We start from the raw sequence: 22,625 nt of genomic DNA, 5'->3' as shown, positions 1-22,625 counted from the left end.
CCCCACCAAAGGCCAGCGGGCCTTTGGAATGCGGGCTTTCGGTGCCGGACGGAACGGGCAGTCCGTGCTTACGCCGCAGGTGCCGAACGCCCTCGCGAACACCAAGGACTCGCATTCCAAAGGCCCGCTGGCCTTTGGCGGGGTGGCTTGGAGGGGCAGCGCCCCTCCAACCTTCCCCTTTTCGACGATGCCCTGACGGAGCAGCCTTGTGACCACCACCCACCACCTGCCGCCCGAAGCTGCGACCGAAGGGCTCGACGACGCCACCGCCGCGCGCATCGAGGAACTGATCGAGGAGGAGGAGGGCGCGCAGAACCGCTTCTCCGGCTGGCTCGGCTATGGCGCGACCATGCTCGCGCTGGCGATGTCGCTGTTCCACCTGTGGGCGGCCTGGGACATCGTGCCGACCACGACGCTGCGCTACGTCCATGTCGGCTTCGCGCTGGTGCTGGGCTTCGTGCTTTTCCCGGTGCTGCGACGCTTCCGCAATCGGCTGATGCCGTGGGACGTCGCACTGGCCGCCGCCGCGGTCTACTGCATCTATTACCTGATCGCCGGCGGCGACGACCTGCAGGATCGCTACATCTTCCCCGAACCGATGGACATCGTCGTCGGCTGGATGCTGATCGCGCTGGTGCTGGAAGCGGCGCGGCGCACAACCGGGCCGGTGATGCCGGCGGTGGCGATCGCCTTCCTGCTCTACGGCTTCTTCGGCAACCACCTGCCCGCGCCCTGGCAGCACCAGGGCTATGATTCCGAACGTCTGATCCCGCATTTGACCATCACGCTGGAAGGCATATTCGGCACCGCGGTCGATGTCTCGGCGACGCTGATCATCCTGTTCACCATCTACGGTGCCATCCTGCAGAACAGCGGGGCGGGGAAGTTCTTCGTCGATTTCTCCTTCGCCGCGACCGGCGGCAAGGCGGCGAGCGCGGGACGCACGGTCGTGCTGTCATCGTTCCTGCTCGGCGGGCCGTCGGGTTCGGGGGTGGCGACGACCGTCACGCTGGGCACCGTCGCCTGGCCGATGATGAAGAAGGTCGGCTATCGCGCCGATGATGCCGGCGGGCTGCTGGCGGCCGGTGGGCTGGGTGCGATCATCTCGCCGCCGGTCCTGGGTGCCGCGGCCTTCCTGATCGCCGAGTATCTCAAGATCGGCTATCTCGACGTGCTGAAGATGGCGGTTATCCCGACCATCCTCTACTACGCGTCCCTGCTGTTCATGGTCGAGCTGGACCAGAAGCGCATCCGCGCCGAACGCGGCGGCATCGACATCGTCGAGGGCATGACCGTCGAGCCCATCCCGGCGCTGGTGCGCCGCTACGGCTTCCACTTCTCCTCCTTGATCGCGATCATCATTTTCATGGTGTGGGGGTATTCCGCCACCCTGTCGGTGCTCTACGCGATGATCGTCGCGGTGGTGCTCTCCTTCATCCGCCCCGAACAGGCGCTGTGGCCGAAGCGGCTGATCGAAACGTTGGCGAGCGGTGCGATCCAGGCGGTCGGCATCGCCGCGACCTGTGCCAGCGCCGGCATCATCGTCGGCGTCATCACGCTGACCGGGCTGGGGCTGAAGTTCAGCGACATCGCCATCCAGGCGGCGGGCGGGTCGGTCGTCGTCACCGCGCTGTATACCGCGCTGATCGTGTGGGTGATCGGGCTCGCCGTGCCGGTCACCGCCTCCTACATCATCTGCGCGGTGGTGGCCGCGCCGGCTCTGATGAAGCTCGGCGTCCCGGACTACGCCGCGCATATGTTCGTTTTCTACTACGCCGTGCTGTCGGAGGTTTCGCCACCCACCGCGCTGTCGCCCTTCGCCGCCGCCGCGATCACCGGCGCGGGGCCGTACCGCACAACCTTGCAGGCGTGGAAATACACACTGCCGGCTTTCCTGCTGCCCTTCGTCTTCGTCACCGACCCCGAGGGCGTCGGCCTGCTGCTGAACTTCACGCCGAGCATGACCTGGATCGACGTGGCCTGGCAGACGCTGTTGGCGGCCGGCGGGCTCGCTGCGCTGGCGGCGGCGGCACAGGGCTACGGACGCCGCATGATGGCGGTGTGGGAGCGCTTCGCCCTGGCCGTCGCCGGCCTGCTGATGATCTTCCCGGCACTGATCGAGCACTTCGCCGCCGACCTTCTGCCCTATCCGCATTGGATCGGGGTGGCGCTCGCGATCGGGCTGCTGGCGCTTCAGCGACCGCGGCCGGCGTGAACGCAGCATCGCAATTTCACCCATGGGTTTATCAATGCGACATGATATTCTCGCATTATGCGTTGGCCCGCCCTGCTCTGTCTGCTGCTGCCCGTCGCCTGCGGGTCGTCCTCCGGTGACGACATCCTGTCGGTCAACCTGCTGCCGGCCGGCCTGACCGAAGCGCTGTTCGGAACCGGCGAACCCGAAGGGGAGTGGGAGAGCACCCCCGCCGAGCCGGCTGACGGCGAACCGGCGCTGCGGCTGAGCCTGGGCTCCCGCCGCGGCGTCGCCGTGCTGTTGCAGGAAGAAGGGGAGCGCCGGTTGTGGCGCACGCCGGGCGGCGTCGCGGTGGCAACCGATGGCGCGCGCGTCGTCGCTACGGCGGGGCTGCGCCAGGTCCTGGCCGCGACGCGCTTCGACGGCACCGACCTGCTCGCCCGGCTGCCCGAACTGGGTGAGGGGCAGTGGCGCGCCACCCGCGTGGTGGATTTGATGCGATCCGCCAGCGACCCGACGCGCATGCGTTTCGGCGTGCGCCTGGATTGCCGGATGACCGTCACCCCGGCCGCGGTCGAAGACACATTGCTGGTCACCGAGACCTGCCGCGGCGGTGCGACCTTCACCAGCCAGTTCTGGGCGGATGCGCGGTCTTACGCGGTGTTCCGCTCGGAACAATGGGTCGGCGACGACCTGCCGCCTTTGGTGGTCGAGGTCATCGCGACACGCCCGCCCGTCGAGATCATCCCGCTGCCCAGGTGAGCCCCGCGCGGCGCACCCGCCGCGCCACATACAGCGCCCAGGCGACCTGCACGGCCAGCGCCGGCAGCACGATCAGCGGCTTGGTCCCCGGCGTCATGCGCAGGAACAGCGCGATCAGCCCGCCATGGAACAGCACGAAGCCCCAATGCACGGCGGCGACGGTCCGCACGCCCAGGCCCGACCGCTGCGCCATCTGGTACAGATGCGTCCGGTGCGCCGCCGCCACGCGCTCGCCCATCGCTGCGCGCCGCGCCAGGGTGAAGGCGGCGTCGAACAGCAGCCCGAACAGCAGCAGCGGCACGATCAGGAACGACACCGAGGCGGCATCGAACCGCGCCGCCGCCACGGCCAGAACCGCCATCATGAAGCCAAGGAACTGGCTGCCGACATCGCCCATGAAGATGCGCGCCGGGTGCAGGTTGAACGGCAGGAAGCCCGCCAGCCCCGCCGCCAGCAGCAGCGACGCCGCATAGACGAACCAGCCCCCCTGGTCCCCCGCCACGACGCACAGGATGACCGCGGCAAGGAACGCCGACCCGCCGACGAGGCCATCCAGCCCGTCCATGAAATTCACCGCATTGGTGCAGCCGACGATCCAGAACAACGTCAGCGGCACGCCGAGCCAGCCGATCGGCACCTGCCCGATCCAGGGCAGCGCCAGGCGGTCCAGCACCAGCCCCGCAGCGACCGCCACCAGCGCCGCCACCGCCTGCGCCGCGAGCTTCACGGCGAAGCGCAGATCCGCCACGTCATCCCACAGCGACACGGCGGCGATCGCCACCGCCGCGCCGATCACACCAAGGAATTGCGGTGGCGGCAGCCGGGCATACTCCGCCCCGACATACAGCGCCGCCATGCCGGCGACGAAGGCCACCACCACGCCCACCCCGCCGCCCCGCGGCGTCGGCCGCGCATGGGACGACCGTTCATTCGGATGGTCCAGGATCGGATAGGCGATCATCAGCCGCACCACCCCGGCCGACAGGGCAGCGAGACACAGCGCGAAGGCAAGATGCCGGAGGACAGCGTCGATCAGCATGGGCGGGAGCGGCTATGCCCCGGCCAGGGCGGTGCGTCCAGCGATGGGAAGGGCACCGGTGCATGAGCGCGAGGATTGGAGGGGCGCCGCCCCTCCATACCACCCCGCCAGGAGCCAACGGGCTCCTGGACCGCGGGATTTCTGCGCTTTGGGCGACGGACGGAGTCGGGGTGGCATCCAGGTTTCGGGCCTGATGCATGCCCTGCCGTTACCGAAGCCTTGCCCCGCCCATCGCCTCGGCAACCCCTACCGCGTGAACCAGGCCGCCCCGCGCTGCAGCGCCTCCTCCCGGCCCTGGCGCGTCACCTCCCACAACGGATTCTCCACTGCCAGGCGCTGGCCGCCGTCGCGCTGCACGGGCCGGATCACAGCCCCCATCGTCGATCGCGTCTGCACCCCGAACAGGTCGAGCGGCACCCGGATGAAGATGCCCTTGTCGAACGACCCTTCGCCGAACTGGGAATAGGACGCGCTGGTCATGGTCGCGAAGGCGCCGACCTCGATCCCGGAATCGAAGCGCCGGGCGACCTCGATCGTCCCGCCCCAATCGCCCGCCAGGTACCGCCCGCCGCGCAGCGTCGTCGTCAGGTTCCACCACGGCAGATCGAGGTAGAGCGACACCTGCCCCGTCGTCACCCGATAGTCCTGCACCCCGAAGCGCTGGTCATAGTCGCGCTGCGCGACGTAGTTGATGTCGAGTCCGATGCCGAAGGGCTGGTCATGCGGCCGCCACAGGATCTCGCCCGACACGCCGGCGAACATCGGTTCCAGATACCCCGCCGTCGCCCGCGCGAAGACATCCGGCGCCACCGACCAGATGCGTTCCGCATACAGCGAGGTGACGGCCAAGTTCCGCCCCTCCTCGGCATACAGCGCGTAGTCGGACCGCACATGCGGCAACAGCGAATCCGACGACGCAGCCCCCGACAGGTTCTGCGCCACCACCTGCGCCACCCCCCCGGCGATCGAGAAGCCCGCGCCGAGTTCCACCCGCGCGCCCGCCGCCACCGCCGCCTGCCACAGCACGCTGCGCGACGGATCGCCCAGCACCAGCCGCAGCCCCGGTTCGATCCGCCAGTCGAAGAACGGCCCGGGGGCCTGCACCGCATCCTCGAAGCCCTCGCCCGGCGCCATCAGTATGGCGGTGGCGAAGACCTCCTCGGCGCTGCCCTGGCCGCGCGCGGCGGATTCCATCGCCGATCGCAGCACCATGATCCGCGCGATCTCCACCCCGGCAAGCGACCAGGCGACAACCACGCGTTCCACCTGCCGCGGCAGCAGCGGCTGCGCCGCCCGCACCACCCGCCCGACCACCTGCGCCAGCGTGCGGTATCGCCCATCGCCGACGGCGATCCGCGCCTCCTCCCCCTCGATCGCGACGGCGCGCGGGCTGAGCCCCGCTGCGCGCAGCGCGTCGAACAGGCGCGGCGCGACCAGCAGCGCCTCGGGCGAAGCATCCTCGGGCCGTCCGGCCATCGCCGGCGGCGCTGGCAACGGAATGCGCGGCGGATCGTCCGGATTCATGCGCACCGAGGCGCGCAGCAGCACATCCGTGCCGTTCACGTATTGCACGCCGACATCCAGCCAGTCATTCGACCATTGCAGCCCGGCATTCACCCGCGAATCCGACAGCCCACGCAGATTGGTGGTCCGGGCCGGATACCCGCCCCGCTCATCGCGCAGTTGGTCGCCGCTGAACTCGATCTTGGCGCGCAACCCGTCCAGCACGCCCCAGGGCGTGTCGATCGGCGGCACCGTCCATTCCACCCCGCCGAAGAAGGCGATGTCCTGCCCGTGGAAATAGGTCCCCCAGCGCGGCGTGCCGCCCTGGCCGACATTGCGCTGCCGGTCGGCAAAGCCGGACCAGGTGTCGACCAGCGGATTCTCGGTATCCGCATAGGTCCCCAGCCGCCCCCAGCCGATCCCCAGGGTTACGTCGAAATCCCAGAAGCGCTTCGACGCCACCAGGTATTCCCCGCCATAGATCCCGGTCCCGGCAATGTCCTGGATGCCGACCGCGAGCGCCGGCCGCCAGTCATTCTCCTCCCACAGCCGGATCTTGATGTCGAAGGACCGGTCCGAGACCATCCCCTCCCCGGTCGTGCCGTTAAGCCGCTCGGACAGCCGGAAGGTCGTCTCCAGCCAGGGCAGCGCCTGGAAATTCAGGAACCAGAAGTTGCGCTGGTGCCGCAGGCCGAAGCCGGCCTCGAGCGTGCCGTCGGGACGGAACCGCGCATTGCGCATCTCGATCAGCCCGACGCCGCCCCAATCGGACCCGGTGCCCTCCACCGGCATCCCGGCATCCTGGGCACGGGCGGACGGTGCGAGCAGGAGGAACACGGCAAGGGCGCGCCACGCACAGCCCCGGTGCCAGGGAAGGGCTTTTCGCGCGGTGGCGGCAAGGCGCCAGGGACGCGATTGGAGGGGCGCTGCCCCTCCAAACCTCCCCGCCAGGGGGCTACGGCCCCCTGGACCGCGGGTAATTGGTTCCGGGCATGGTGGGTGCGCCGCGAAGATGGTGCGCGCTGCTGGCGCGGCACCCGGATGAGATTCCGTGTTCCGTGCACAGCACAGTCCAATGCCCTTGCGGACGGCCCGGCCTGCCCATCGCCAGGTTGAGGTTCCCAAAGGCCTTAAGCCTTTGGTGGGGGAGGTCCGGAGGGGGCAAGGCCCCCGCCGGTCCCGTCCCCCGGCCGCACACGCCCGCCACCCATCCGGCTGACGCATAGATGCCTCGTCATCGCCTACCGCCCGGCCTCACGCGAGATCACCGCCAGTGCCGCGGCGGAGACGGAGATCTGCCCGAGCACCTGCGTCAGGTCGCGAATGAACCCCCAGGTTTCGTAGGGGCTGGGGTCCTGCGGCACGACCACCAGGCTGCCCGGCGGCACCGGCGGCCCGCCCTGCTGCCAGGCGCCGAGCCCGGCCGCCGTGGATTGCCCGTTGGGCAGCACGATGAAGGCGCGCGACACGTCGGCGAAACGCTGCGTGCCGCCCGAGGCGCGCACATAGTCGCTGGCCCGCCAGCCTGAACGGAATTGCAGGGAGCCGGCATTGAGCACCGAGCCGACGACGGTGACCTCGTTCGGCCGCTTGGGGATGGCAATGATGTCGCCGGGTTCCAGCAGCACGTCGAGTTCCGGGCGGGCAGCGAGCAGCACGGGATTGGCCTCCACCACCATGCGCCCGGCGGCGCGCGCCTCGCGCAGCGAATTGGCGAGTTCGCGCCCTGCGGTGATGGCGGCGCCGAGATCCACGCCGGCGCCGCGCGACCCGGCCACCGCCTGGCCGGAGGCGACCTGGATCAGGCTGGTCTCCAACTCGCGGGCCGTGCGCGCGAAGCCTTCCTGCTGGCGCTCGCGGACCGAACTGCGGGTGAAGACGGCACCATACGGGTATGCGTGCGGCGTCAGCCCGCCGGCACGGGCGATGACCTCCGACAGGCGTTCGCCGCGGCGGATGTCGTAGGTGCCGGGACGGAGGAATTCGCCAAGCAGGATGACTGGACCGGTGTCGCGGTCGCCGAAGCCGCGCGGGATGCGGATGGTGTCGCGCGCGGACAGCCGGATGGCGGCGAAGTTGCGGCTGGTCAGGTCCAACCGCGTGCGCGCGAGCGGGATGGCGCCGCCAGCATCCGGCGGCTCGCGCGCGAATTCCACCACGCGCAGATCGGCCGCGTCCGACAGCCCACCAGCCGCCGCGATCACCTGGTCGAGCCCGGTGTCGTCGGTGATCGGGAACAGGCCGGGGGCGCGCGCCTCCCCGGTCAGCACCACCGACTGGTCGAGCAGGAAGGCCGGCAGGTCCGGATAATCGAGATAGACCTGTGGGCAGGCCGCGCTGCCGAGTTCGGGGAAACCGGCGCCCTTCACATGGGCATAGCGCTGGGGCGAGGCGCGGGAGGCCAGCGCCAGCGCCGTCAGCGCTGGGCAATCCGCGGCAGGGGGCGCATTGGGCGTGGCTGCCGGCGCCTCTCCGCGCAACGCCCGCTGCACGGCCGGGGAGGTGAGGAAGACGATGTCGGACCGCGCGAAGACGATGACCTCGTCGCCTTCGCGCAGAGGCAGGTTGGCGCGGCCTTCCAGCACGCGGCCGAGATCGAAGGCGAGGAAGCCGCGCTGCCCGGTCTGCGCATCGGCGCGCCACACCACGCCGAGCCGAACATAGGGATCGTTGCGCAGCAGCCGGCGGTCGGAGATCAGGCCGCGCAGCGTCTGGGTCTGCCGCCCGCCCGACGCCGCACGGGTCACGGGGATGGTGACGTGCCCCGCCAGGCGCACCGTGTTGGCGACGACATCCGCACCGGGCTGCACGAGCACGGCGTCGCCGCGGCGGACGGTCGATGCCGGGGCAAGCTCGGCGAAGGATCGCCGGCCGGCGCCGTCGCCCTGCTGCACCAGCAGCCGATTGCCGCCCTGACGGATTGTGCCGCCGGCAAGCGCCAGCAACTCGGCGAGCGGTGCGGCGACGCGCCCGGCCGGCAATTCGTAGATGGCCGGACGGGCCACATCGCCGGCCACGGCGACCGATCCGCCGACCGGCGGGACGATGATGCGGTCGCCCTCGCGCAGCCCGAGATTGGAGTCCCCCGGCGCATCGGCAATGACGCTGTAGAGGTCGACCACCCGCCGCCCGCGCGGCCCCTCGATGCGGATGGCGCGGAGCGACCCCGTCTTGCGCACGCCGCCGGACGCCGACAGCGCATCCAGCAGCGTCGACAGCGCATTGAGCGTCTGGAAGCCAGGGCGCAGCACCTCCCCGGCGACGAAGATGTTCATCTGCCGGACCTGGCCGATCGAGACGAACACCTCCGACCCGCCGAGATCGCGCGTCGCCAGGCCTTCCAGATGCGCGCGCAGTTCCTTGAGGCTGCGCCCGGCGGCGGGAATCGGCGCGAGGTCGGGCAGCAGCAGCGTGCCGTCGCGCCCGACCCGCAGCGTCAGCGTCTGCCGGGCGCGGCCGCGGAAGGCGACGATCAACTCGTCATCCGGCCCGAGGACGTAGTCCTCCGGCAGCGCCCCAAATCCCAGCGCCGCGCCACCACCACCGCCGCGGAAGGTCTCGTAACCGAATTGCCGCAGCGGTGGGCCTTCCAACCGCGCGGCGTAGAATGCCTCGGCGGAGGATAGCGGGTCCTCGGGTGCCGAGGGCGCTGGCAGAGGCTGCGCCGCGTAGGCCGGCGCGGGCAGGATCGGCGCGGTGCGCGGCATGCCTTGCGGCGGCCCGCGACTCGCCCCGCCGTCGAGCAGCCTTTGCAGCAGGTCCTGCTGGGTCCCGGGCGGCAGGTTCGGAAGCGGCGTGCCGCTCGGCATGATGGGCGGCAGAGTGGGCGGGGCGAGCAGCGCGGATCCGCCGCCGGTCTGCCCCAATGCCGTCGCCGACAGGCCGACCAGGGCCGCCGCCAGCAACGGGCGCAGGCGACGCAGGGCCCTCATGCGCGCAGGGCTGCCGGTTGAACCGGGCACCAGACCAGGCCGCAGCACGGCAATGCCCTGCGCACCGGCACTGCCCGTCTTGCCGATGAAAATGCATCGGCAAGACGCGTCAGTAACATGCGCGGATCGGACAGAGGGCGCGATGGCACGGGATGAGGAACGCCTAGCGACAATTTGGAAAACTAATATACAACTTATTGGTGATTGTGAATCATCGGATAGCCCGCCCCTGAGCGAAAGCGTGACCCCGGTCGAGGCCGCCCCACCCGCCGCGCTCGGCAGCGGCGGCCTGGCACGTCGGCTGTTGCTGGCCGATGCGGCCTGGCGCCTTGGACCGCGCGCATGCGCGCTGATGGCCTGGCACCGGCTTCGCCTGCACAGCGGAATCGTCGCACGGGCGCTGGCCGACGCCGCCCTGCCCGCCGGGCAACTCCTGCCGCCGCATGGGCCGTCGGGCGGGATGTCGGGCGATGCCGCCGCGCTGGCCGGCGCCGCCGAGTCCGCCGTGGCCCCGGGCTGGCACGGCCCGTTCCCGGCCGGAGCGCATGCGCTGGGCCTCGACCTGTTCGTGCCCGGCGATATCCGCCCGGTCTGGGAAGCGAACCGGCTGCTGGCGCTGCCGCTGCTGGCGATGGCAGCGCGGCTGGCGCCCGACGACGGACATCTGCCGCGGGCCGAGGCGCTGCTGCGCGGCTGGGCCGATGCCAATCCGGCCTATCGCGGGCCGGCCTGGGCCTGCGGGCAGGAAGCCGCGCTGCGCGCGATGCATCTGTGCCTCGCCCTGGCCCTGCTGGAATTCGACCGCGCCCCGACACCTTCCATGCGCCGCCTGCTGTCGCTGCATGCCCGACGCATTGACGCAACCCGCGCCTATGCCGCCGCCCAGGACAACAACCACGCAGTCAGCGAGCCGGCGGCGCTGTTCGTCATCGGCCTGGTCCTCGGCGATGCCGCGCTGGCGCGCCGTGGCGCGCGGGGACTGGCGGACGCCGTCGCGCGGCTGGTCGCCCCGGACGGCGCCTTCGCGCAGGCCTCGCCGGGCTATCATCGGCTTCTGCTCGACACGCTGGTGGTCGCGGAATGGTTCCGCCGCCGCCATGGGGAACCGGCCTTCGCGGCGCCGTTCAGGGGTCGCGCCGCCGCGGCGACGCACTGGCTGCACCGCGTGATGGATCCGCTGACCGGCGCCCTGCCACGCTGCGGGGCGGTCGATGATTCCGCCTTCGCCGACCTGTCCCTGCATGGCGCGGACGACGCGCGCGGCAGCGTGGGGCGCGCGATGCAGCTGTTCGGGACGGCGCCGGATGCATGCGGGGCAGGATGGCCAGGCACCGCGGAGGGGGCCTTGCCCCCTCCGGACCACCCCCACCAAAGGCCAGCGGGCCTTTGGAATGCGGATTTCTGGCTGCGGGGGCAAATGGCGCGAGGGGGGGCCAGGGACGCTTTGGCCGGCGACGCATCCGGAAGGGGACTGGATCCGGTTGGCCGGCGGGTGCCAGGCGATGAAAGGGCCTGGGGGGGTAAGCGCGGGCACGACCTCTCCGGTGCTTCGGATACCTGGCATACCGAGGGCTGGATGGGTGGGCGGAGCCAGCGCCTCCGCTTCCTTCTGCGCACGGGCGCGCCGCTGCGGTTCCGCCCGGCCCAGGCGGACCTGCTCCATCTCGACCTCACCCTGGATGGCGCACCGCTGCTGATCGACGGCGGCACGGGCGCCTACAATCCGCCGCCCGGCTGCGCCTGGTGGACCGCGGCACTCGCCGGCACGGCCGGCCACAACACCGTGCAGTTCGACGACGAGGACCAGATGCCCCGGGTCGGGCGTTTCCTCTTCGCCCGCTGGCCACGCTGCCGCCCTGTGCCGGATGGGGCCGCGCTGCGCGACTCATGCGGCCGGCGGCATGAACGCCACATCCGGGTCACGAACGACGGCGCCTTTGTCGAGGACCACGTCGCCGGGCCCTTTGCGCGCCTGGCGCTGCGCTGGCGCCTGGCGCCGGGGGAATGGCACGTCACCGCCGATGGCGCCGAAGGCCCGCGCGCACGCCTGCGCCTGTCCGCCGATGCACCCTGCCGCATCCGGCTGGTGCGGGGTTGGCAAAGCCCGGCCTATGGCCGTGTCGAACCCGCCCCGGTGCTGGAACTGACAGCCACCGCGCCGGTCACCCGCCTGACCACGCTGGTGGAGGCCAGCTGATGCCCTTGCCGTTGCTGCTGGCCGGGCTGTGGCGCTGGCGCGGGCGCCTGCTCATCGCCATGGCGGTGCTGTGGGGCGTGGGCATCGCGATCGTCCTGATGATGCCGCGCGCCCATGTCGCGCAGGCGGTGGTCGCGCCGGCGGAGACCACCTCCTTCGCCGTCTCCTCCTTGCTCTCGCCGTCACCCTTCGCACCCGCCGGACTGCTCGACACCCGGCCGAACGGGAATTTCGCCGTCTATCTCGGGGCGCTGCGCTCGCCCGAAGCGGCCGGGATGCTGGCGCAAGACACCGCGATCGCGGCCGCGCTGACGCAACGCCGCCGTGGCGGTGCGGGTGGCGCCTTGCGCGCGCTGGTCGGCGCCGATCGCGCCGCCGATGCCGACGACGTGCTCGACTGGCTGACGCGCAATCTCTCGGTGACCCAGTCGCTCGCCTCGGTGACCTGGACGCTCGAGATCGCGCAGGAGAACCCGGCGCTCGCCCTCGACATGCTGCGCCGGCTGCACGGGTTTGCCGAGGCCAAGGTCCGCGCCGATCTCGCCGACCAGGCCGGCCGCCGCGTCGCCGCGCTGGAACGGCGCATCGCGCGGGAGAACGACATGTTCCTGCGCAACAGCTTGTACGAATTGCTCGCGCAGCAGCAGCGCGCCGCGCTGGTGGTGGCGGCGGATGAGGTGGTGGCCGCGCGGCTGGTCTCCGCCCCGATGGTCGAGATCCGCCCGTCCCTGCCGAACCGGCCGCTGCTGCTGGCGCTGCTGGGCGTGACGGTGCCGATGGCGGTGCTGCTGGGCACCGCGGCCCTGCTGCTGCTGCGCTTCGACCCGGCGGCGGCGGTGATCGCCGCGGCCGCGCCGCGCCCTCGGCAGGAACCGGCGCTGACCCTGGACCGCCCGACTCGGCCGGTCCGGCCTCCGCCGGGGATGGCCAATGCGGATTGAATGCCCCGCGCGGTGGTGCACCGAGGCGACGCCCGCCGGCCGACCCCATGCTGCACAGGGCCCGGGACCTTCGGCTGGACCGACCGGCGCATCGCGCCGCGCCGGGCCGTCCCTTCGCCACGGCCCGGCCCGATGCCGCGCATGACCGCCCTTGCCGGCCTCCTGGCCGCCATCCTGCATTTCGCCGGCGCGCTGAAATCGACGCCGATCGTCGCGGCGCTGCCTTTCGACCTGACGGTTGTGGCGGCAGCGGGCCTGCTGGCCGTGCTACCGCTGCTTGTTGCCGGATCGGCCTGGCGGGCTGATCCGCTGCTGGGCCCACCGCTCGCCGCCTGTGGTGCGCTGTGGCTGTGGATGGTGCTTGCCGGCGCCTGGAGTCCCTCGCGCGGCATCCTCGCCGCCAAGTTGCCGGATGCCGTGCTGTTGGGCCCTGCCATGCTGGCGGCGGGGATGGCGATCGCCGCGCAGGGCCGGGCGCTGGCGCGCTGCGCCGACGGCGCCCTGGCGATCGGCGTCTTTGTCGCCGCCACCATCGTCTGGGGCCTGGCGACCGACAGCATCGTGCTGGGCGGCCTGCCGGGCGCCAGCCCCGACCAGGTCCGCGTGCAGTACCAGATCGCCGGGCTGGCGATCGCCTCGGCCGCCGCGGTGGCGGCTATCCGGGCGGCGGAGACGCCGCGCCTGGCACGGCGCCTCGGCTGGCTGGGGCTGGCGGGGCTGCTCGCGGCGGCGGCGCTGATGCCCGGCGGGCGGGCCGCCCTAGCGGCGCTGGCACTGGCGCTGGCGGTGGCGCCGGCGATCGTCCTGTGGCGCGGCCGGCGGCGCGGCATCGCGCTGTTGTGGCCGGGCGCGGTGGTCGTGGGTGCCGTGATGGTGCTGGCGGTGGTGCTGGCGGACCCGCCGCTCGCCGCCGGTCTGCGCACGCTGGAACGGCTGTCGGAAGGGGAGGTCGCACAATCCTCGGGTCGCCTGCCGTTGTGGCGCGCAGCGGCGGAACAGGGCGGCGCGGCGCTGCCCTGGGGCCTTGGCACCGGCGGCTTCACCATCGCCGCCGGACATGGCGAGCGGCGCGGCCTGTATCCCCACAACCATCTGATCGAGGCCATGGCGGAAGGCGGGGTGCCGGGGCTGGTGCTGTGGCTCGCGGCCTTCGGTGGCGGGGCGTTGGCGGCGGTGGTCCTCGGCGCGCGGGTCGCGGCCGGGCACGCCGCGCGGGTGGCGGCGCTGTCGCTGCCGGTCGCGCTGTCCGTCATGGTGTCCACCGACCTGGGCAACCGCATGGCCTGGTTCGCGCTCGGTCTCGCGCTCGGGCTCGGCATCACGGCAGCACCACGGCATGTACCGGCGCTTCGGCAAGCGGGGCTTTGACCTCCTCGCCGCGGCGCTGCTGATCGCGGCGCTGGCGCCGGCGATGGTGGCTGTGGCCCTGGTCGTGCGGGTGGCGCTCGGCCGGCCGGTGATGTTCCGCCAGCTCCGCGCCGGCCGCCACGGCGTGGCCTTCACAGTGCTGAAATTCCGCACCCTGCGCGACGGGCCGGGGGACGATGCGGCGCGCATGACGCGGGCCGGGCGGGTGCTGCGCGCGCTGGCTCTCGATGAATGGCCGCAATTGGTCAATGTGCTGCGCGGGGAGATGAGCCTGGTCGGTCCGCGCCCGCTGCCGCTCGACTACCTGCCGCACTATTCCCAACGCCAGGCGCTGCGGCTGGCGGTGCGCCCGGGCCTTGCCGGGCTGGCGCAGGCGGCAGGGCGCAACGCGGTGCCGTGGGACGCCCGGCTCGAGCTCGATGCGCGCTACGCCGAGGCACCTCCGAGGCTGGCGCGCGACCTGCTGCTGCTGCTGCACTGCGCCGCCCTGGCCGCCGGCGGGCGCGGCGCCAGCGCGCCGGGCCATGCCACCATGCCGGCGCTCAAGAATGAGAAATCAATATAACCACTGGTTGATTTTCAAATACTCCAATATCGTTATTTTGTGACATTCCTCGCGCCCCTTCGCCAGGCCGCCCAGCCATTCGACAGTCTTGCCGCGGAAGTGCCGCCGCGCCGGATCCATCTCTCGCCGCCGCATCTGACGGGTCATGAGGCGGCGGCGCTGCAGGGCGTGCTTGACAGCGGCTGGGTCGCGCCGGCCGGCCCGGCGATTGCGGCGTTCGAGTCCGCCATCGCGGCCGCGACAGGCTTCCCCCACGTGCTTGCCACCGCATCGGGCACCGCGGCGCTGCACCTGGCCTTCCGCGTGCTCGACATCGTGCCGGGGGATGAGGTCTGGGCGCCAGGGTTCACCTTCATCGCCAGCGTCGCGCCGGCCGTGCAGATGGGCGCGGTGCCGCGCTTCCTGGATGTCGATCCGGCCTCCTGGACGCTCGACCCCGACCTGCTGCGCGCCGAGTTGCGGGCGGCGGCGCGGCGCGGCCGGTTGCCGCGCGTCGTGGTCGCGGTGGACATCTATGGGCAGGCCACGGATATCGACGCCATCCTGGCCGCCTGCGACCACTGGAGCGTGCCGGTGGTCAGCGACAGCGCGGAAGGTCTGGGCGCAAGCATTCGCGGCCGGCATGCCGGCCGGGGCGCCAGGGTCGCCGCCCTGTCCTTCAACGGCAACAAGATCGTCACCGCCGGCGGTGGCGGGGCGCTGGTGTCCGACGACCCGGTGCTGGTGGCGCGCGCGCGGCACCTGGCGAACCAGGCCAAGGACCCCGCGCCGCACTACCAGCATTCGGCGACCGGGCATGCCTATGCGATGCCCTCGCTGCTCGCCGCGGTCGGCACGGCCCAGCTGGCGGCGCTGGACCGCCGCGTGGCGGCGCGCCGCGCCCTGTTCCACCGCTATGCCGATGCGCTGTCCGACCTGCCCGGCATCACCCTCATGCCCGAGGCGCCCTGGGGCATGACGACACGCTGGCTGACCGCCCTGCTCGTCGATCCCGCCCGCTTCGGCACCGACCGGGACACGCTGCGCGAGGGGCTCGACGCCGCCGGCATCGAAAGCCGCCCGGTGTGGAAGCCGCTGCCCGACCAGCCGGTGTTCCGCGATGCGCCGCGCGCCGGCGGCGCGGTGGCGTCGGCGCTGTTCGCCCGGGGCCTGTGCCTGCCCTCGGGCACCGGCATGGCCGAGGCCGACCAGGACCGCGTCATCGCCGCCATCCGGGGGGCCTGCCGCGCGTGATGCTGCGCATCCTGTATCTTCACCAGCACTACTCCTCGCCCGTCGGCAGCACCGCGACGCGCAGCGACGGCTTCGCCCGGGCCCTGGTGGCCCGCGGCCATGCGGTGACGATGGCCTGCGGCCGCTACGATGGTGCCGCGACCGGCCTCGACGGGCCGTTTCGGCGCGGCGGGCGCGAAGGCCGGCTGGCGGGGCTGGACATCGTCGAATTCGACATCGCCTGCGGCAATGCCATGGGGCTGGCCGCGCGGGCGACGGCCTTCCTGCGCTATGCGGCGGCGACCACGCGGCTGGCGGTGGCCCGGCGCTTCGACCTGGTGGTGGCGTCCTCGACGCCGCTGACCGTCGCGCTGCCGGCGCTCGCCGCGCGGTCGCTGCGCGGCACCCCCTTCGTCTTCGAGATCCGCGACCCCTGGCCCGAATTGCCGCACGCGATGGGTGGCGTGCCCGGCCCGGTCCTGGCGGTGATGGGGCGGCTGGCGGATGCCGCCTGCCGGCGCGCGGCCGCCGTGGTCGCGCTGTCCGAGGGCATGGCCGCCACCGCACTGGCCCGCGGCGCCGTCGCGGCCGACGTGCATGTGGTGCCCAATGGCTGCGACCTCGGCCTGTTCGGCCCGCATGTCGCCGGCTGGCGACCGGAGGCCGCAGGCTCGCATGAATGCATCGCGCTCTATGCCGGGGCGCATGGGCGGGCCAATGGGCTCGGCACGCTGCTTGATGCCGCGGCCTTCCTGCGCGCCGGCGGCGAGCACCGGCTGCGCATCCTGCTGGTCGGCGATGGCGCCGGAAAGCCGGCCCTGGTCGCCCGCGCGCAGGCGGAGGGGCTGACCAACGTCACCTTCCTCGACCCGCTGCCCCGGCCCATGGTCGGCGCGCTGCATGCCGGCTGCCAGATCGCGCTGCATGTGCTGGCAGACGTGCCGGCCTTCGCCGAATGGACATCGCCCAACAAGCTGATGGACGGCCTGGCCGCCGGTCGGCCCGTGGTGACCAACCAGCCGGGCCGCGCGGCGCGCATCGTCGAGGACGGCCCTTCGGGCATCGTCGTGCCGCCCGGTGACGCGCCCGCGCTTGCCGAGGCCCTGCGGCACCTGGCGGCCCGCCCGGCGCTGCGGGAAGCCATGGGTGCCGCGGCGCGGCGCCAGGCCGTGGCGCGCTGGGACCGCCGGCTGCTGGCAGCGCAGTTCTGCGCGGTGGTGGAGGGGGCGGCGCAGCACCGCGCCGGACGGCGTTCCGCGGTGGCGATGGGTGGAGCAAGCCTGCGATGAGCCTGCCCGAGATCCACCTGGTCGCCGCGGCGCGGCCGAACCTGCCGAAGCTCGCCGCCCTGTGGCACGCCCTGGCCGAGGCTGCGCCGATCTGCACGCCGCTTCTGCTGCATACCGGCCAGCACCACGATGCGGCGATGTTCGGCGACCTGCTGGAGGATCTGGGGCTGCCGGCGCCGACCATGTCGTTGGGCGTGTCCGGCGGCGGCCATGCCGAGCTGACCGGACGCACCATGATCGCCGCCGAGGCCGCCTGGAGGCAACGCCGCCCGACCATGGTGGTGGTCGCCGGCGATGTCGATGGCGCGCTGGCGGCCGGGCTCGCGGCCCGCAAGCTGGGCATCCCGCTGGCGCATCTGGAGGCCGGGCTGCGCTGCGACGACCGCGACATGCCCGAGGAGATCAACCGCCGCGCCCTCGATGCGATCAGCGACCTGCTGTGGGCGCCGGACCACGAGGTGGCGATGCGCCTGGTCGCCGACGGCTACGGCGCGGCGAGGGTGCGCGCGGTGGGCAACGCCATGGTGGACACGCTGCTGCGCCACCTGCCGCGGGCGCGCCGGCGCCCCCTGCCGCAGGGGCTGGTGCCGGGCGGCTACGGTGTCGTCACGCTGCATCGGCCGGCCAATGTCGATAACCCCGCGACCCTGGCGACCATGCTGGAGGGCCTGTCCGCGGCGGCGCGGCACCTGCGGCTGGCCTGGCCGCTGCATCCGCGCACCGCCGCGCGCATGCGGGCCTTCGGCTGCCAGCCGCCGACCGGGGTCACCATGCTGCCGCCGCTGCGCTACCTCGACTTCCTGGCGCTGATGGCCGGCGCGCGGCTGGTCGCCACCGACAGTGGCGGCGTGCAGGAGGAAGCGGCCGCGCTGGGCCTGCCCTGCCTGACGCTGCGCCCGTCCACCGAGCGCCCGGTCACCATCGCGGCCGGCGGCAACCGGCTGGTGACGCCGCAGGCCCTGGCGCGTGCCGTGCTGGACCCGCCCGGCCGAGCGCGGTCCATCCCGCTGTGGGACGGCCATGCAGGCGTGCGCATGCGCGCGCACCTGGCGGAGGTGCTGGCCGCATGAGGGTGCTGGCGAAGGCCGCCCCGGACGGTGCCGGCGTTGCCGACGCCATGGACGTCGCCAGCGACCCTGCCGGGGCCGCAGCTGTGGGCCCGGTGCTGCTGCTGTCGGCCGCGCATCCGCCCGGCGACACGCGCGTGGTCCGCAAGGAGGGCGCGGCGCTGGCCACCGCCGGCTGGCGGGTGGTGCATCTGTGCCCCGACGCGGCCGCCGGCCCGGCGCGCATCGACGGGGTGGAGATCCTGTGCCACCGGCACCGCCGCCTGCGCGGGCTGTGGGCGCTGGCGCGCGACGCGGCGGCGCTGCGCCCGGCGGTGATCCATGCGTCGGAACCCGATGCCTGGCTGGCGGCGCTGATCGCGGGCTGGCGATGCGGGGCGCGCATCGTGCTCGATGTGCATGAACACTATCCCTCGCGCCTCGATGGCCGGCTGCCGCGGCCCCTGCGGCCGCTCGCGCGGCTGGCGATCGGCGCGGCCTGCCGCCTCATGGGCCTTGGCGCGGATGCGGTGGTGGTGGCGAAGGATGGCCTCGACGGGGCCTTCGCCCTGGTGCCGGTCGTCGCCGTGCGCAACTACGCGCCGTCCCCCGTGGCGGCGCCGCGCCCGCACGGATCCGGGCCGCTGGTGCTGGGGCATCTGGGCGCGGTCACGCGGGCGCGCGGCTGGCCCTGCATGCTGGATGTGCTGGCACGATCCGCCGCGGACACAAGGCTGGTGCTGGTCGGCCGCTTCACCGATGGCAGCGAGGCCGCGTTCCATGCCCGGGCTGCTGCGCTGGGCCTGTCCGACCGCGTCGAGGTCACCGGCTGGCTGCCGCAGGACCAGGCGCTACGCCGGTTGCGCGATTGCGACGTGGCGCTGGTGCTGTTCCAGCGCGGCGAGGAGAATCACCGCCTGGCGTTGCCGCACAAGCTGTTCGACGCGATGGCGGCCGGGCTGCCGGTGATCGCGCCCGATTTTGCCGAGGAAGTCGCCGCGGTGGTGCGCCAGGCCGGATGCGGGTTGCTGGTGGACAGCGGCGACGCCGGCGCCGTCGCCGCGGCGGTCGTCACATTGTCCGACCCGTCCCGCCGCGCAGCGCTGGGTGCCGCCGGCTGGCGCGCCGCGCGGGAGGATTTCGCCTGGGAGAGGGAGGCGGCGCGACTGGTGCAGTTGTACCAGTCGCTGGTTGCACCAGCCGCTGCCGGCCGTCAGCCGATAAGGAACCAGTCGGTCGTCACCGTCGCCACGTCGACGCCGACCAGCAGCACCGTCACGTTGTTGGCCGACATCAGCGTCTGCGTCTCATCGCCCGTCGCGGAGGCGATCAGCGCATCGCGCAGCGCGATCGAGCCGACCACCAGGTCATCGCCATCGCCCTTCACGTCGCCGCTGAAATCGAAGATCACGTCGAACGACCCGGCATTCGGCCGCAGGTAGAAGGTATCGGCCCCCGCCCCACCCGAGAGCACGTCGTTGCCGTTGCCGCCGTCGATAGCATCGCCGCCGTCGCCGCCCCTGATGGTGTCGGACCCGGCATTGCCCTGCAGCACGTCGTTGCCGTCGCCGCCATCGATGTCGTCGTTGCCGGCACCGCCGACGATGCTGTCGTCGTCGCCCTCGCCGCCCAGCACATCGTCGCCTGCCGCGCCCAGGATCGTGTCGGCGCCGAGGTCGCCGAGCACCGTGTCGTTGCCCGCGCCGGCATGGGTGAAGTCGGCGCCATCGCCGAGCAGGATGGTGTTCGCGCCGGCGCTGCCGAAGGCGCGGTCGTCGCCGGCCCCGGCATCGAGCGTGTCGGCCGAGGTGTCGATCCCGGCATACAGCACGTCGTTGCCGTCGCCGCCCGCCAGCGAATCGGTGCCGGTGCCCCCGGCGATGGTGTCGTTGTCGGCGCCGCCATCGACCACGTCGTCGCCGGCGCCGGCGGTGATGTTGTCGTTGCCGGCCCCGCCGATGATCGTGTCGGCGCCCGCGGCGCCGCCCAGCGTGTCACTGCCGACCCCGCCGAAGATGAAATCGTTGCCAATCCCGCCGTAGATCGCATCGCCGGAATCGCCTGCCACGAGCACGTCGTCGCCCGCCAGGCCGAAGATCGTGTCGGCGATGCCCGTATCGTTCGAGAGCGTGTCGTTGCCGGCCGTGCTTCCAGCGATCGCCATATGGTGTTTCCTTCCGAGCCGTTTCGATTCTCGTTCAATGATTTTTCACAACTTTGTGTCGTGTGTCCATGCGTTTGCAGCGATCACGGAACAATTGGCCAATCGCACCGTTCCGGATGTGGCGCCTCGGCCACCGCCTTCGAGGCCGCCCGGGTCCCGATGTCCCTGATGCCGGCGCGACCCCGCCCTGTGGGCCATGTCGCGTGACGGCGAGCAGGGTTGCCCCGACCGCTCCGTGCGGCGCCGACCCTTCTGAAGGCTGGCCGTCCGGGCTGGCGCGCCCTATAGCCGCGCAATGGCCCGTGGCCCGTCCCTTCGAATCCTGCTGAACCTCGCGATCGACAGCCTGCTGGCGCTGGTGGCCCTGCCGGTTGCCATCTGGGCTGCGGCGCCGGGCGCCTGGCCGCCGCACGCCTGGTGGGCCGCCGCGCTGCCCGGCGCGGCGCTGGCCCTGGTGCTGGCCGGGCTGCCGCTGCGCCTGCCCCAGCAATATTGGCGCTTCGCCGGTCCGCGCGACCTGATGGCGGTGGCCGGGGCGGCCCTCGGTGCCGCTGTGCTGTTCGCCCTGGGGCTGCGCCTGCTGGGCGCCTGGCGGCCGCCCAACGATGCGTTCCCGCTGATCCATGCCGCCACGCTCGGGCTGCTGCTGGCCGGGGGGCGGGTCGCCAGCCTGCTCCAGGCCGCGCGCCACGCCAGCGAGGCCTCACCCGACGCGCAGAACGTGCTGCTGGTCGGCGCGGCGGAAGGCACCGACCTGTTCCTGCGCGCCCTGTCGCGCGACCGCCGCGCGCCCTATCGCGTCACCGGCATCCTGTCCCTGCGGGCGCGCCAGGCGGGGCGGCGCATGCAGGGCCACGCCATCCTCGGCACGATCGAGGAGACCGAGGCCGTGCTCGACATGCTGCGCGCCGAGGGGCGGCTGCCGGCGGTGATCGTGCTTGCGTCGGCGCTGTCCGGTCCGGTGCTGGAATCGTTGCTGGATGCGGCGGACCGCCACGGCGTGCCGGTGCGCCGCGCCCCAACGCCGACCACCCTGGCGCCGGCCGGCGGCACGGAAGGGCGGCAGGTGGAACTGCGCCCCGTCTCGATCGAGGACCTGCTGGACCGACCGCAGGTGCCGCTGGACCGCGAAGGCATGGCGCGGCTGGTGCAGGGCCGCCGCGTGCTGGTCACCGGTGCCGGCGGGACCATCGGCGGGGAACTGGCGCGCCAGGTGGCGGCCCTCGGCCCGGCCTCGCTGACGTTGCTCGATCATGGCGAATACGTGCTGTACGAGATCGACCTCGAGCTGCGCGAGAAGCATCCCGAGGTCGTCCGTCGCGCCGTGCTGGCCGATGTGCGCGACGAAGCACGCATCCGCCGGCTGTTCGAGGAGATCCGCCCGGAACTGGTGTTCCACGCCGCCGCGCTGAAACATGTCCCGATGGTCGAGAACGACCCGCTGGAAGGGCTGCTGACCAATGCGCTCGGCACCCGCATCGTCGCCGATGCGGCGCGCGCCGTCGGCTCCCTGGCGATGGTGTTCATCTCGACCGACAAGGCGGTCAACCCGACTTCGGTGATGGGCGCATCGAAGCGGCTCGCCGAGATGTACTGCCAGGCCTTCGACCGTGAAGCGCGCGCCGCCCGCGGCGATGGATCCGGCGCCGCCCGCGGCGATGGTTCCCGCGCCGCCCGCGGCGACGAAGCCCGCACCGGCCGCGACGGCATGCGCTGTATCACCGTGCGCTTCGGCAATGTGCTGGGGTCGACCGGTTCCGTCGTGCCGCTGTTCCGCCGGCAGCTGGAACGCGGCGGGCCGCTGACCGTGACCCATCCCGACATGCGCCGGTATTTCATGACGGTGCGCGAGGCCGTGGGCCTGGTGCTCCAGGCTTCCGTGGTCGGCACGACAGACCCCGAGAACATGCCCCCCGAGCTGGCCGATGGCGGCATCTTCGTGCTCGACATGGGCGAGCCGGTGAAGATCGTCGATCTCGCCCGACGCATGATCCGCCTGGCCGGCCTGCGCCCGGAGGAGGATGTGGAAATCCGCTTCACCGGCCTGCGCCCCGGCGAGAAGCTGTTCGAGGAATTGTTCCACGGCAAGGAAGCGCCGCGCCCCACCGCCTATCCAGGCCTGCTGGTGGCAACGCCCCGCACGGCCGACGCGGCGCTGGTGGGACGCGCGATCGATGAGATCGCCACGGCCGCACGCGGCGGGACCCCACGGGTGGCGCTGCAGCAACTCGGGCGGCTGGTGCCGGAATTCGAACACGCGCCGGAAGGGACCGTGGCGACACGGTGAGGCCGGGCGGCCGCTGGCACCGGGACCGCATGGCGCAACGGTGGCTTCGCAAATCCGTGGCTCTCAGCGGGTCCGGGGCCCATGAGCCACGGGCGGCGGCGGCCGGAGGGGCAGCGGCGCGATGAT

General features: G+C 72.5%; 14 protein-coding genes and 1 pseudogene. 11 read left to right on the top strand and 4 right to left on the bottom strand.

Annotated elements, in window-relative coordinates; translation table 11 throughout:
• The first annotated feature begins 208 nt into the window (after nt 1–208).
• Together AAFN86_RS05880 and AAFN86_RS05875 are read left to right on the top strand one after the other, a co-directional pair.
• Nucleotides 209–2,215 carry a TRAP transporter fused permease subunit gene (locus tag AAFN86_RS05880; protein WP_347542299.1) on the top strand — a complete coding sequence of 669 codons (2,007 nt, stop codon included), beginning with the start codon at nt 209–211 and terminating at the stop codon, nt 2,213–2,215.
• Nucleotides 2,216–2,272: 57 nt separating this feature from the next.
• Nucleotides 2,273–2,956 carry a YjbF family lipoprotein gene (locus AAFN86_RS05875; protein WP_347542298.1) on the top strand — a complete coding sequence of 228 codons (684 nt, stop codon included), beginning with the start codon at nt 2,273–2,275 and terminating at the stop codon, nt 2,954–2,956.
• Here AAFN86_RS05875 and AAFN86_RS05870 read toward each other — a convergent pair.
• From AAFN86_RS05870 to AAFN86_RS05860, 3 genes are all read right to left on the bottom strand, one after another.
• On the bottom strand, nt 2,937–3,995 hold the full coding sequence (locus AAFN86_RS05870; protein WP_347542297.1) for an undecaprenyl/decaprenyl-phosphate alpha-N-acetylglucosaminyl 1-phosphate transferase: 1,059 nt from the start codon (nt 3,993–3,995) through the stop codon (nt 2,937–2,939). The two genes, AAFN86_RS05875 and AAFN86_RS05870, sit on opposite strands and share 20 nt — an antisense overlap.
• 246 nt (nt 3,996–4,241) lie before the next feature.
• Nucleotides 4,242–6,335 (bottom strand): YjbH domain-containing protein, encoded by a 2,094-nt coding sequence (locus tag AAFN86_RS05865; RefSeq protein WP_347542296.1) that lies wholly within the window; start codon nt 6,333–6,335, stop codon nt 4,242–4,244.
• A gap of 404 nt (nt 6,336–6,739) precedes the next feature.
• The gene (locus tag AAFN86_RS05860; protein WP_347542295.1) at nt 6,740–9,430 is read right to left on the bottom strand and encodes an SLBB domain-containing protein; all 2,691 of its coding nucleotides are present in this window, start codon (nt 9,428–9,430) and stop codon (nt 6,740–6,742) included.
• A gap of 241 nt (nt 9,431–9,671) precedes the next feature.
• Between AAFN86_RS05860 and AAFN86_RS05855 the strand changes: the two genes are divergently transcribed.
• The 8 genes and pseudogenes from AAFN86_RS05855 to AAFN86_RS05820 form a co-directional block, all read left to right on the top strand.
• Nucleotides 9,672–11,627, top strand: a complete 1,956-nt coding sequence (locus AAFN86_RS05855; protein ID WP_347542294.1) for a heparinase II/III family protein — start codon at nt 9,672–9,674, stop codon at nt 11,625–11,627.
• Nucleotides 11,627–12,568 (top strand): hypothetical protein, encoded by a 942-nt coding sequence (locus AAFN86_RS05850; RefSeq protein WP_347542293.1) that lies wholly within the window; start codon nt 11,627–11,629, stop codon nt 12,566–12,568. Before AAFN86_RS05855 ends, AAFN86_RS05850 begins: the two co-directional genes overlap by 1 nt.
• A gap of 141 nt (nt 12,569–12,709) precedes the next feature.
• Entirely contained in the window at nt 12,710–13,936 is a 1,227-nt protein-coding gene (locus AAFN86_RS05845) for an O-antigen ligase family protein (RefSeq protein WP_347542292.1), read from the top strand.
• A complete protein-coding gene (locus tag AAFN86_RS05840) occupies nt 13,905–14,501 on the top strand; it encodes a sugar transferase (RefSeq protein ID WP_347542291.1) in 597 nt (198 codons plus the stop codon). Before AAFN86_RS05845 ends, AAFN86_RS05840 begins: the two co-directional genes overlap by 32 nt.
• A 39-nt stretch (nt 14,502–14,540) precedes the next feature.
• Nucleotides 14,541–15,734 carry a DegT/DnrJ/EryC1/StrS family aminotransferase gene (locus tag AAFN86_RS05835; RefSeq protein WP_347542290.1) on the top strand — a complete coding sequence of 398 codons (1,194 nt, stop codon included), beginning with the start codon at nt 14,541–14,543 and terminating at the stop codon, nt 15,732–15,734.
• Nucleotides 15,734–17,002: a glycosyltransferase family 4 protein gene (locus AAFN86_RS05830; protein ID WP_347542400.1), complete on the top strand. Its 1,269-nt coding sequence runs from the start codon at nt 15,734–15,736 to the stop codon at nt 17,000–17,002. Before AAFN86_RS05835 ends, AAFN86_RS05830 begins: the two co-directional genes overlap by 1 nt.
• On the top strand, nt 16,999–18,072 hold the full coding sequence (gene wecB / locus AAFN86_RS05825) for a non-hydrolyzing UDP-N-acetylglucosamine 2-epimerase (protein ID WP_347542288.1): 1,074 nt from the start codon (nt 16,999–17,001) through the stop codon (nt 18,070–18,072). The genes AAFN86_RS05830 and wecB overlap by 4 nt, the downstream gene beginning before the upstream one ends.
• A pseudogene (locus AAFN86_RS05820) lies at nt 18,069–19,208 on the top strand (glycosyltransferase); the annotation flags it as partial. The gene wecB and the pseudogene AAFN86_RS05820, both read left to right, overlap by 4 nt.
• Nucleotides 19,209–19,261: 53 nt before the next feature.
• On the opposite strand, the gene AAFN86_RS05815 reads toward AAFN86_RS05820, so the two are convergent.
• Nucleotides 19,262–20,212: a calcium-binding protein gene (locus AAFN86_RS05815; protein ID WP_347542287.1), complete on the bottom strand. Its 951-nt coding sequence runs from the start codon at nt 20,210–20,212 to the stop codon at nt 19,262–19,264.
• A 295-nt stretch (nt 20,213–20,507) separates the two neighbouring features.
• Between AAFN86_RS05815 and AAFN86_RS05810 the strand changes: the two genes are divergently transcribed.
• The gene (locus AAFN86_RS05810; protein WP_347542286.1) at nt 20,508–22,499 is read left to right on the top strand and encodes a nucleoside-diphosphate sugar epimerase/dehydratase; all 1,992 of its coding nucleotides are present in this window, start codon (nt 20,508–20,510) and stop codon (nt 22,497–22,499) included.
• The last annotated feature ends 126 nt before the right edge of the window (nt 22,500–22,625 follow it).

This window comes from Roseomonas sp. CAU 1739 (assembly GCF_039839775.1).
Classification (GTDB): Bacteria; Pseudomonadota; Alphaproteobacteria; order Acetobacterales; family Acetobacteraceae; genus Neoroseomonas.
The sequence above is the reverse complement of the archived record's forward strand: the minus strand, read 5'-3'. Positions and strand labels throughout refer to the sequence as shown.